Origin of the sequence: Halorubrum trapanicum, from assembly GCF_017873555.1 — an archaeon.
Taxonomy (GTDB): domain Archaea; phylum Halobacteriota; class Halobacteria; order Halobacteriales; family Haloferacaceae; genus Halorubrum; species Halorubrum trapanicum.
The window spans coordinates 81744-92781 of record NZ_JAGGKE010000012.1 but is presented as its reverse complement, the minus strand read 5'-3'; the positions used below and the strand labels follow the sequence as shown (position 1 = coordinate 92781).

Below are 11038 nucleotides of genomic sequence, written 5' to 3'. Positions count from 1 at the left end.
AGCAAGGCGACTCCCATTACCGCTTTCTCGACCTCGTTTTCCTAAACTCATTACGGCGTGATCCCGTTGCTGTCTTCCATTTTCAATAGAGCAGATTTGACGGGTTCTGTGTCGCCCTCCAGATACGGTACCGCTGTCTCGTGGGCAAAGACGACGGCGTCGGTGTCAACTACCCCTCCCTACTCGCTCTCTCCGGTCGCTCCTTGAGGATGGGGGCTTAGCGCCTCAATTCAGCGAAAACCGCTTCGTTCGAGCTTAGTTGACCTCGATGATTTCGACGTCGAACGTCAGCGTCTCACCGGCGAGATCATTGAAAAGGGAGTTCACCACCACCTCGCTGAACTGTCACTTACAAACACAGTAATTATTCTTGATTTTTCGGGTGCCAATCAAAGTCGCGTTGCTGTTCATAATTGGGTACAGAACGCCGATCTACAGCCAGCTGGCGGTGAGAACCCGGACCGAGTTGCGGTCGATCAGAAAGCGATCCGGATCAACAACGAGCAGTACTGGCTGTACACTGCTGTCGATCCACAGACGAACAGAATTCTTCATTCGCGGCTGTTTCCGACGGATACAACTCCGATCGTACGAGAATTTGGTCGCGGTACGTTTGGCGTGAATTATGGTAGACGGCGACGGTTTCGAGCCAGTTTTGAGCGGTCCCTAGGTCGACATTGCTAAAATGATTTGCGAACGATAATGATCTTCGTTCTGTTTCTTAAAAGATACATCCGATAGCATTCCGATTTCCATGACGAATAAGTTGAAATCGATAGCCGTCTTCAGCGAGAACAGATCCAAGATAGTCTGCGTCATCGACGAGAAATTCGAGGTTATAAAAAGCAAGGAGAATACCCGCGCCTTTAGGCGCGGGATGAATCCGACAACCCATTCCACAGTCCACCGTCGATAGCACCGCTGGATATTCCTCCTTTCTCATTCCGAACGTTTACAAGAGAAGTGTGTATAAGTGATTATACAGCCGTTCAGAATGCTGGAGATCCACCGCACCTATCGAGCGAAAATCCGCAACCACTCACAGGTTGAGGAGTCGCTCGATCGGCACGGGTGGAGTGCCAGCAAACTCTGGAACGTCGCCAACTACCACTCTCGAGAAGTCTGGGAAGAAACCGGGGAGATTCCCGATCACGGCGACCTCAAAGACGAGTTGAAGACCCACAACAAGTACAGTGGACTACATTCGCAGTCCAGTCAGCGCGTTCTGGAGGAACTCGCTGAAGCCTTCAACTCGTGGTACTCCAGTGATGATGACAGGGACAATCCGCCCGGCTACCGCAAAGAAAACTACTACGACGACGAGGGCCGCCGCGTCCACGAAGAACACCCCCGCTCGACGGTCACGTGGAAACAGAACGGCATCCGCCACGACACCAAAAACAATCGTGTTCGCCTCTCAAAAGGGGCAAATCACAAGGAACACCCGAAAGCGTGGGAGTACATCCTCGTCGAGTACGAGAGACGCCCCGGTGTCGAGGTTGAAAACCTGCAACAAGTCCGCGCCGTCTACGACCAAGCAAAGGAGCGATGGGAGTTACACCTCGTCTGTAAAGACGAGGTCGAGACGCCCACCGCTCCCGGCACCGAAACAGCGGGTATCGACCTCGGCATCAGCAACTTCGCCGCTGTCGCCTACAGTACCGAAGACGCCGACCTTTACCCCGGTAACCGCTTGAAACAGGACGGCTACTACTTCCCGAAGGAGATCGCCAAGTGCGACGACAGCGGTGGTGAACGAGCCACACGTTTCCACGCGAAGTGGTCGGAACGTCGCACTCACTTTTTTCACTCCTTAGCGAAACACATCGTCCAGCGGTGTGTCGAGAAGGGTGTTGGCCAGATTAACGTCGGAGATTTGGAAGGCGTCCGTGAGGACGAATACGGTGAGTCGAAGAACTGGGGACGGCACGGCAACCTCGACCTACACGGGTGGGCATTCGACCGCTTCACCTCGATTCTCGAATACAAGGCGAAGGTCACGGGAATCGAGGTCGTGGAAGCGTCCGAGCGCGACACGAGCAAGACGTGTTGCGCCTGCGGTAGAGAAGACGACAGTCAGCGTGTTGAACGCGGGTTGTACGTCTGCGAGACGTGTGATGCGGCGTTCAACGCGGACGTGAATGGGGCGGAGAACATCCGTCTCGACATCAACGAAAGTAACTCCGAGTCTTCGTCCAAATTGACCGAAGATAGGAGTACCGGCTGGTTGGCACAGCCAGCAGTCCACCTCTATGACCTCTCCCGAGGATTCCAACCTCGGACAGAGGTGGTGGACTGCAAACCCTAATGTCCCAACCTCGGGAGTCCTCCGCCTTCAGGCGGTGGAGGATGTCAATTAGCTGATAGCGCCGGTGTAACTCGGTCAAAAACTATCACGTTGTTTGCTTATTTGTGGTCGGATAGAGGCTCACGGGGGATTTTGTTCGTATGCGGATCAACCGCGCCGTACAGCCAGAACTTCTGGTCGTGGAGGCGGCTCATCTTTTCGTCAACCGCAAGTTGATTCTCAGAGACAATCGAGATCGACTGTAGATTGGCTTTATGAACTCAGTTGTGAACAGCGATGTGACTCCGATCGATCCCATATTGTTCAAGAAATTTACTTACCTCTCGAAGGGATATACCGGCCAAGTGATAGCGAATTTTTCCCTTCAATCGCCCAGCGTGGCGTTCGATCTCGCTCTACAAACGACGAGTCGATCCACACGATACGTTCCCTGAGGCGTTCGATTTCGGTCATAAGCACTCTGAAGTCGAACGCGTCATCCGCTAACCTTACGCGACCGAGAGTTTCTCACTGAATTAGCTGAGAAACACGACATCGAAGACTCTGTTTCTCGTCGATGACGCAGACGATCTGATCGGTAGGCTTCGCCGCGAAAACTACAGCTACCGCGTCGAACAACATGGCTTCAGAAATTCTGTCGAACATGTCATTAGAAAGGTAGAACGACAAACATCTTCGTTTTTAAACTGTTTTAGCCGGGTCGATCCACCGACCGTGGAAACGTTGTTACAAGCCCACGCCATCTGGTATTTCGCCCGCAGTTACGACATTGCTCCAGACACTTCGGCTCTTCCACTTCGGTTCCACTTTCAGAGCGACGCTATCACGCCGCCGTCTGCGGATTCAACAGATCACACCAAACGTAACGCGCACAGCAGATCGACTGCGCCGCCGAGGAGCGGCGCGTCGCCGCGGTTGGCTCACTCGGTGCCGAGCTTCGCTCGCGTATACGGTTTGAGCCCGCCGCGGTCGACGAGCGTCTGTAAGAACTCCGGCAGCGGGTCCGCGTCGTATCGCTCGTCCGCAGTGTGGTTGATAACGGTTCCCTCGGTGAGTCGGAGACTGATCGCGTCGCCGTCGTCGATCCGATCGGCATCCGGACAGATCAACACGGGGAGCCCAAGATTGATCCCGTTCCGGAAGAAGATTCGGGCGAACGACTGTGCGACGACCCCGTCGATCCCCGCACCCAAAAGCGAGAGCGGAGCGTGCTCGCGAGAGGAGCCGCTCCCAAAGTTGTGCCCGCCCACGACGAAGTCGCCGTCAGAAACGTCCGAAGCGAACTCTGACCGGAGGTCGTTAAACGCGTGCTCGCCGAGCTCTGCCGGGTCGCTAGAGACGAGGAACCGCGACGGGATGATCTGGTCGGTATCGATGTCGTCGCCGAACGTCCACGCTCGACCGGGCTCGGTCGTGTCGATGTCGCGGCTCGCATCGGGGTCTGTCACGCGCTCACCCCCTCGAGGACGTAGTCGTCGTAGCGGTTCAGCTCGACCTCCCGCGGGTCGGTGATCTCGCCGTACAGCGCCGACGCGCCCACCGTCGCAGGGCTGGCGAGGTACACCTCGCTTTTCATCGACCCCTCTCGGCCCGGGAAGTTGCGGTTCGCCGTGGCGAGGCAGACGTCGCCGTCACCCAACACGCCCTGGTGCGTCCCGAAGCAGGAGCCGCAGCCGGCGCTCTGGACGATGGCGCCCGCGTCGACGAACGTCTCCATCACGCCGGTGTCCATCATCTGTTTGTACACCGACCGCGATGCCGGGACCACGACCATCCGCGTGTCCGGGGCGAGCCGCTCGCCCTCGATGATGTCCGCGACGATCCGGATATCCTCGTACCGCCCGTTCGTACACGTCCCGACGAACAGCTGGTCGATGTCCGTGCCGACGACCTCGTCGACGGGAACCGCGTTCTCTGGGTTCGACGGGGTCGACACCTGCGGCGAGAGCGACTCGGCCTGGTAGGTGTAGACCGCCTCGTAGTCGGCGTCGTCGTCGGGCTGCGTGTACGCCGGTATCTCGGGCCGTTCTCCGGTCTGTGCCGCAAGGAAGTCGACGGTTCGCTCGTCGGGCGCGACGATGCCGGCCTTCCCCCCCATCTCAATCGCCATGTTCGAGAGGACGAGCCGCTCGTGGATCGGCAGCGCCTCGACCGCTGAGCCACCGTACTCGGCGGTCTTGTACGTACAGCCGTCGAATCCCACGTCGCCGATGAACTTCAGGATGAGGTCTTTTGCGTACACCCCGTCGGGGAGCTCCCCCTCGACCTCGAACCGGAGCGTCTCCGGTACCCGGAACCACAGCTCCCCAGTCGCGAACGCTGTCCCGAGGTCGGTGGAGCCGACGCCGGTGCCGAAGCCGCCGAGGCCGCCGAACGTGGTCGAGTGTGAGTCCGCACCGATCACTAGATCGCCCGGGGAGACGAACCCCTCCTCGACGAGCACTTGGTGACAGATACCGTCGCCAACGTCGTACTGCTGTGCGCCGTACTCGTCCGCGAACTCCCGAACAAGGTTATGGTTGTTCGCGGCCTCGACGCCGTCGGCCGGCGCGTGGTGATCGATCGTGATGACAGTGTTGTCCGGGTCGACGAGCTCCGGGTCATCACCCGTCACGGCCTCGAAGACCTCGAATGTCAGCGGTCCCGTCACGTCGTGGGTCATCATCACGTCGACCTCGGCCTCCACGTAGTCACCGGCCCGTACGTCTTGTCCCGATTTTTCCGACAGTAGCTTTTCCGAGATGGTTTTGCCAGTCATGTGTTGTCCTCCGCGACGGTCGCTAACACGCGGTCGACGGTCCCGCCCAGCAGGACGTGGCTCGTCGCCCCCAGATCGAGTCGGTCGGCGACCTCGTGAGCGACCGACTCGACGCGTTCGAAGTCCGCGTTCGTTTCGAGTCCCATTTTACTCAACATTTGGACGAGATCCTCCGTCGGGGTGTTGCCGACGCCGCCGAGTCCGTCCGGCAGGACGACGCCGCCGCCGAGCCCGCAGTGGGATGCGTCGAACCGGTCGACACCGCACTGCATCGCGACGAGGGTGTTCGCGAGGCTCATCCCGTTCGTGTCGTGGAGGTGCAGCCCCGCGTCCAGGTCGGGGTGACGGTCGAACACCGCCGTGTACATCTCTTCGATCTCGACCGGGTCGGCGAGTCCCATCGTCGTCGCGAGCGTCACCTCGTCGACACCGGCGTCGACGACACGGTCGACGACCGACAGCGTGTCTTCCATGGGGATCTTCCCCTCGTACGGGCAGTAGAAGCTCGTTCCCATCCCGGCCTCGACCTCGATACCCGTTCCGTCGGCCATCTCGACGATCTCTTCGACCCCCTCGAGGATCTCCTCGACCGTCATGTTCTGGTTGTGCTCGCTGTACGTCTCGCTCACGGTGACCAAGGCGTTGACCTTGTCGACGCCGGCATCGATCGCCCGCTCCATCCCGATCGCGTTCGGCACCAACGCGCGGTACGTCACGTCGTCGTGGCGCTCGATGCGTTGGGCGACCTCGTCCGCGTCCCGCAGCGTCGGGACCGCCTTCGGGTGAGTGAAAGAGGTGATCTCGATCTCGTCGACCCCGGTCTCGGAGAGGGCGTCGATGATCGCGACCTTCTCGTCTGTCGGGACGAACTCGTCGAGGCGCTGGAACCCGTCGCGCGGCAGCATCTCGACGAGGGTCACCTCCGAGGGGTACTCGATCATATCACGCCCTCCGAGTCGAGCTCGGCAAGCGTCTCGTCGTCGTACGACAGGCGTTCGCCGTACACCTCTTCGTTGTGGGCGCCGAGCTGCGGACCGAGATGCGAGATTTCCCCCGGCGTCTCCGAGAAGCGCGGCACGACGCCTTGTACCGCGCCGGCGCCGAGCTGGTCGTCAGGGACCTCCACGACCGCCTCGCGGGCCTGGTAATGCTCGTCTGCGAGGATGTCCTCGACGTTGTAGATCGGCGCGATCGTCGCCTCGTGCTCTTCGAAGCGGTCGATGACTTCCTCGCGGGAGTGGTCGCCTATCCAGTCTTGGATGATCGCGTCGAGCTCCTCGACGTTCTCCAGCCGCTGCTCGTTGTCTGCGAAGCGCGGGTCTTCCTTCAGGTCCGGTCGCTCGATCGCGTCGAACACCCGCATCGCGACCGGCTGTGCGCTCGCCGAGATGGCGACCGCCCGCCCGTCGCCCGTCTCGTAGACGTTTCGGGGGGCGGACGACGTCGAGCGGTTCCCCGACCGTTTCTCGATCTCGTCGAGCTGCTGGTAGCGGAGCGGCTGCGGACCAATAAGCGAGAAGATCGGTTCGATGAGACTCGTATCGATGTACTGGCCGGTCCCGTCGTTCGCGTCGCGGCTGTACAGCGCGAACGCGACCGCCATCGTGGAGAACATCGCCGCGATCCCGTCCGCCAGCCCGGTCGGGGGTAACAGCGGTTCCTGATCGGGGTAGCCGTTGAGATACGCGAATCCGGACATTGCCTCGGCGAGTGTCCCGAACCCGGGACGGTCGCTGTACGGTCCCGTCTGTCCGAACCCGCTTACCCGGAGCATCACGAGTCCGGGATTGAGATCTGAGAGACGGTCGTAGCCGAGCCCCCAGCGCTCTAAGGTTCCTGGTCGGAAATTCTCGATAAGCGCGTCGGCCTCAGCAACCAGGTCCTCGAAGACGACTTTTCCCTCCTCCGTGGAGATGTCGAGTGTCACCGACCGCTTGTTGCGGCCGAGGTACTTCCACCAGAGTCCGACGCCCTCCTTCTGCGGGCCGAAGTGCCGCAGGTGGTCGCCGGTCTCCGGGTGCTCGACCTTGATCACTTCCGCACCGAAGTCCGCGAGCAGCCGACCCACCGTCCCGATCGAGATCATCGATCCGGCCTCGATCACGGTCACGCCGTCGAGCGGGCCGGCGGCGGAGTTATCGCCCACCGGTGCGTCCTCGTCGGCAGACCCACCGTCGGTGGCCGTGTCGCGGCTCATGTGTGCCTCGCCGGTATCTCGACACCGCCGTGTGCGGTGCGTGCTGTTCGGTCCGTCGCCGTTCGGGTGCTGTGTCCTGTCATGTTCACGTTAGCTACGGCTCGCGTTTGCGCTGTGGTCACTGCGGTCAGATCGGCCGATCGATGTGGGTCCCGTGTCCGGGCTCACCGACGATTTCGCCCTCCTCGTAGGCAACTTGGCCGCGGACGACCGTGTGCGTCGGCCAGCCGGTCACCTCGCGCCCCTCGTACGGGGAGTAGTCCGCGCCGCTGCGGAGCAGCTCCGGGGTCACCGTCTTCGTCTCGTCGAGGTCGACGACCGTCAAGTCTGCGTCGGTTCCGACTTGAATCGAGCCCTTCTTCGGATATATATCGAACGCTTTCGCAGTGTTCGTCGAGGTCACCTCGACCGCCCGTTCCAGGGAAATTCGCCCCTCGTGGACCCCCTCCGAGAGGATCAGCGGGAGCATCGTCGCGGACGAGGGGAACCCAGGGAGGCTGTCGGGCACGTCCTCGCCGACCTTGTCGTCGCGCAGGTTCGCGCAGTGGTCCGTGCCGATACAGGAGATCGTGCCGTCGGCGACCCGCTCCCACAGCGTCTCTTGGTCTGCTTTCGACCGCACCGGCGGGTTGACGTTGTGGCGCTCGTCGCACTCGTCCGCAGTCAGCGTCAGGTAGTGGGTACACGTCTCACCAGTGATCTCCCACCCCGCTTCGTGGAGCATCGCCAGCTCGTCGGCGGTCCGTCCCGCCGAGATGTGGACCGCGTAGAAGCTGTCGTCGTAGTCGTGTTGCCGGGCCAGCGAGCCGCTCGCGGTCATGCTCTGTGCCTCCGCGTAGTCCGGGAACTGGTCGACCAACACGTCGTAACCGCGGTACTCCTGGTCGTCGTCGACCGCGGAGTCGAGGTACGGATTGTCGCCGAGCGCGCTCGTGATCTCCATGTTCTCGGAGTGGTGGCCGAGCGTCGTGGACGCGTCCTGTGCCGCGAGCGCCTGAATGAACGCGTCCGCCCAGTCGTCGTGCATCTCCGAATCGGTGCCGAACTTCTCGGGCGCGACGTCCTTGTAGTTCTTGTACCACTTGAACGACGTAATCCCCAGCTCCTCGACGATGTACGGGATCTCCTCGATGTGCTCGAAGGAGAGCAGCCCCAGCGAGAAGAAGTAGTCGTGGTAGTAGTTCGGCTCGGCCTCGGCGAAGTAGCCGTCCATGATCTCCTCGTAGGAGCCACCTCGCCGGAAGTAGTTCCCGATGGTCGTGACGCCGCCGACGAGGTCGGAACGTGACTCCGTCTCGGCGTCGGCCTCAAGCCCGCGGTAGATCCCGTGGTGGGTGTGCGGGTCGATCGCACCGGGGAGGACGTGGTTCCCCTCGGCGTCGATCACGCGGTCGCCGGAGAGGGTTCCCGGACTCGCGATCGTCGCAATCTCGTCGCCGTCAGCGGCCACATCGGCTTTGAAGGCGCCGAGTTCTGGCGTGACGACGGTGCCGTTCGCGATGACGAGATCGTGTGTCATCGCGCTCCCTCCGTCGGTTCGCTCGGGGTCATTCGCCGATCCCCTCCACCCACGACTCCACCTCGTCGCGTTCGAGCACCTCGGCGTACTTCATCCAGAGGTCCATCAGGGCGATCTTGTGGCTTGCCTCGATCCGGTCGAACACACACTCCTGTGGCAACACGACGTTAAAGCCGTGCTGCTGCGCGTCGATCGCGGTCGCGCGGACGCATCCGCTCGTGGAGTTCCCGACGATGATCACGGAGTCGTGGCCCCCTCGGACCAGCCGCGAGAGCAGGTCGGTCCCGTAAAAGGCGGAGGCGTACGACTTGTCGATAACGGTCTCGCCCTCTTTTGGCGCGACAGCGTCGACGATGTCGAGATCCTCGTGGTCCGAATCATCGTAGCTCGACGGGACAACCCGAGTGTACGTGACCGGGACGTCGTGGCCTCGGGCGAACTCGAGGAACGGCGCGATGTGGTCGATCGCGTCCCACGCGATCTCGCCCATCGCGGTGCGGTACTCCTCGACCGCGTCGAGAATCGGCTCGTCTTCGCCGACGACGAGCCGCTGCATGTCGATGACTAGGACCATTGGGTTCGTCCCCATTCCGCGGGACTCCCACGATGACGCTCCTTCCTTGTCATAGCCGGCCGCCGAGATGACCTGTTCGTCGCGCTCGGTGAGCAGATCCTCCCAGATACGCTTTGTCATGGTAACAGATGCCAGTATGACGAGCAGTCGCATAATTCTGTGGGTGGGGGTGAGGCGCACGGATCGGCTGACCACAACGCGGCGACACGAGGTACCGACTCACCGCGACGGCGCGAACGCCTCCAGTGTCCGCTCCACCCACTCCCTGTCGCTCCCGGCGGGGGCGCGGACGATCGGGAGGTCGACGCCGAGCTCCCGAAGGTGATCCAACTGGGCCCGTGCCTCCTCGGGAGTTCCGACGACCGCGAGACGATCGAGGAGCCCGTCGGCGACGTGCTCCGCGCCGGCATCGGTCGAAGGCGCCTCCCGGACCGCCTCGACCACGTCCTCGAATCCCGCCTCCGCGGCGGCGCGATCGTAGTAGCCCGGGATGTCGCGCAGATAGTAGGCGACGTGCTCGGCCGCGGCCCGACGCGCCCGATCCGGGTCTTCGTCGACCGCGGTCAACACGTACATCGCCACGTCGATCGCCGCCGGGTCCCTGTCGCCGCGCGCCGCGCCGTCGGCGAGCCATCCCCTCGCCTCCTCGAACCGCGAGTCCGGGTAGAGGTTCGGCACCCATCCGTCTGCGAACTGTCCGGTCAGCCGGACGTTACCGGGTCCCAACGCGCCGTTGTAAATCGGGATCGACGCGCGCTCGGGCTCGAACGCCTCCCAGAACGCGGTCCGCGACGGAGAGAAGAACTCTCCGTCGAATCCCTCCGGATCACCCCGAAGGTACCGACGAACCAGTTGGATGTACTCGGCCATCCGTGGCAGGGGGCGCTCGAATTCGGCGCCGTGGAACCCCTCGACAACGCCCGGGTGGGCGACGCCGAGGCCGAGGATCGCCCGTCCGTCCGAGTGCGCGTCGAGCGTCGCGACCGCCTGCGCGATCGCGGCCGGCGTCCGCGAGAACACGTTGACGATCCCGGTCGCGAGTCCGATCCGGTCGGTGTGGACCGCCCAGCGCTCCAACTTGCCGAACGCCGACTTCCCCTGTCCCTCCGCGGCCCACGCGCTCTCGTATCCGAGCCGCTCCGCGCGGGCGACGAGTGCCGGCTCGTCGCGCAGCGCGAAGAGGACGCCGACACGGTCGTCAGTATTGGTCGCGTCGCTCACGGTTCGACCACCCCCTCGACCGCGAGGTCGTTGTACACGTCCAGCCGGCGGATCGCGCCCTCGCGGACCTCGTAGACGTCGACGTACCGCACGTCTTCGAAGTGTGTGCCGTCGTTGTCGACGCCGTGGAGCGTCCCCTGACTGACGACGCGGTCCCCGTCGACGGTCCACCGGCCGAACGCCTTGCTTGCGCGCTCGTAGCGGGGGGTGAGGAATTCGAGGAACGACGCCGCGGCATCGGGCCCCTCGAACCGCGCTCCCGGGACCGTGACGACCGCGTCGTCGGCAAATAGCTCGCCGACGGTCCTCCGTTCGTCGGGATCGCCCATCCGCTCGAAGAACTCCTCCACCGTCTCGCGTGGCGTTCGGGCCATGATAACTGTACGCACCCGAAGCGACATAAATCGGCCTGCCAACTGTCGAGACGCCGATCGGCGGTCACACACGCACCGAGGAGTCGC

Annotated in this window: 9 protein-coding genes and 4 pseudogenes; 3 read left to right on the top strand and 10 right to left on the bottom strand. The window is 62.4% G+C overall.

The window, feature by feature from the left end:
- Positions 1–228: 228 nt before the first annotated feature.
- Positions 229–600: pseudogene (locus J2744_RS15650) on the top strand (IS6 family transposase); the annotation flags it as partial.
- A 10-nt stretch (positions 601–610) separates the two neighbouring features.
- On the opposite strand, the pseudogene J2744_RS15645 reads toward J2744_RS15650, so the two are convergent.
- Positions 611–838 (bottom strand): annotated as a pseudogene (locus J2744_RS15645) (IS6 family transposase); the annotation flags it as partial.
- Between the two features lie 156 nt (positions 839–994).
- Between J2744_RS15645 and J2744_RS12790 the strand changes: the two are divergent.
- Positions 995–2308 carry an RNA-guided endonuclease InsQ/TnpB family protein gene (locus J2744_RS12790; protein WP_210113735.1) on the top strand — a complete coding sequence of 438 codons (1314 nt, stop codon included), beginning with the start codon at positions 995–997 and terminating at the stop codon, positions 2306–2308.
- Between the two features lie 88 nt (positions 2309–2396).
- On the opposite strand, the pseudogene J2744_RS15640 reads toward J2744_RS12790, so the two are convergent.
- Positions 2397–2761, bottom strand: a pseudogene (locus J2744_RS15640) (IS6 family transposase); the annotation flags it as partial.
- Between the two features lie 44 nt (positions 2762–2805).
- Between J2744_RS15640 and J2744_RS15635 the strand changes: the two are divergent.
- Positions 2806–3058: pseudogene (locus tag J2744_RS15635) on the top strand (IS6 family transposase); the annotation flags it as partial.
- A gap of 170 nt (positions 3059–3228) precedes the next feature.
- Here the strand turns inward: J2744_RS15635 and J2744_RS12785 are convergent.
- The 8 genes from J2744_RS12785 to J2744_RS12750 all read right to left on the bottom strand — a co-directional run bounded on the left by J2744_RS12785 (position 3229) and on the right by J2744_RS12750 (position 10951).
- Positions 3229–3756 (bottom strand): 3-isopropylmalate dehydratase small subunit, encoded by a 528-nt coding sequence (locus J2744_RS12785; protein ID WP_210113734.1) that lies wholly within the window; start codon positions 3754–3756, stop codon positions 3229–3231.
- Entirely contained in the window at positions 3753–5066 is a 1314-nt protein-coding gene (locus tag J2744_RS12780) for a 3-isopropylmalate dehydratase large subunit (protein ID WP_210113733.1), read from the bottom strand. The genes J2744_RS12785 and J2744_RS12780 overlap by 4 nt, the downstream gene beginning before the upstream one ends.
- Positions 5063–6007, bottom strand: coding sequence for a hydroxymethylglutaryl-CoA lyase (locus tag J2744_RS12775; RefSeq protein ID WP_210113732.1), 945 nt, complete (start codon positions 6005–6007; stop codon positions 5063–5065). Before J2744_RS12775 ends, J2744_RS12780 begins: the two co-directional genes overlap by 4 nt.
- Positions 6004–7263, bottom strand: a complete 1260-nt coding sequence (locus tag J2744_RS12770) for a CaiB/BaiF CoA transferase family protein (protein ID WP_210113731.1) — start codon at positions 7261–7263, stop codon at positions 6004–6006. The genes J2744_RS12775 and J2744_RS12770 overlap by 4 nt, the downstream gene beginning before the upstream one ends.
- 127 nt (positions 7264–7390) lie before the next feature.
- Entirely contained in the window at positions 7391–8782 is a 1392-nt protein-coding gene (locus tag J2744_RS12765; protein WP_210113730.1) for a dihydroorotase, read from the bottom strand.
- A gap of 28 nt (positions 8783–8810) precedes the next feature.
- Entirely contained in the window at positions 8811–9476 is a 666-nt protein-coding gene (locus J2744_RS12760) for an isochorismatase family protein (RefSeq protein WP_210113729.1), read from the bottom strand.
- 99 nt (positions 9477–9575) lie between these two features.
- Complete coding sequence (locus J2744_RS12755) at positions 9576–10577, bottom strand: LLM class flavin-dependent oxidoreductase (protein WP_210113728.1); 1002 nt, start codon at positions 10575–10577, stop codon at positions 9576–9578.
- Entirely contained in the window at positions 10574–10951 is a 378-nt protein-coding gene (locus J2744_RS12750) for a nuclear transport factor 2 family protein (protein WP_210113727.1), read from the bottom strand. The genes J2744_RS12755 and J2744_RS12750 overlap by 4 nt, the downstream gene beginning before the upstream one ends.
- Positions 10952–11038: the final 87 nt, after the last annotated feature.

Bases quoted from the DNA above. Each gene is read 5' to 3' on its own strand.
- J2744_RS12775 (WP_210113732.1), bottom strand. From the start codon at position 6,007: ATGATCGAGTACCCCTCGGAGGTGACCCTCGTCGAGATGCTGCCGCGC.
- J2744_RS12790 (WP_210113735.1), top strand. From the start codon at position 995: ATGCTGGAGATCCACCGCACCTATCGAGCGAAAATCCGCAACCACTCA.
- J2744_RS12780 (WP_210113733.1), bottom strand. From the start codon at position 5,066: ATGACTGGCAAAACCATCTCGGAAAAGCTACTGTCGGAAAAATCGGGA.
- J2744_RS12750 (WP_210113727.1), bottom strand. From the start codon at position 10,951: ATGGCCCGAACGCCACGCGAGACGGTGGAGGAGTTCTTCGAGCGGATG.
- J2744_RS12760 (WP_210113729.1), bottom strand. From the start codon at position 9,476: ATGACAAAGCGTATCTGGGAGGATCTGCTCACCGAGCGCGACGAACAG.
- J2744_RS12765 (WP_210113730.1), bottom strand. From the start codon at position 8,782: ATGACACACGATCTCGTCATCGCGAACGGCACCGTCGTCACGCCAGAA.
- J2744_RS12770 (WP_210113731.1), bottom strand. From the start codon at position 7,263: ATGAGCCGCGACACGGCCACCGACGGTGGGTCTGCCGACGAGGACGCA.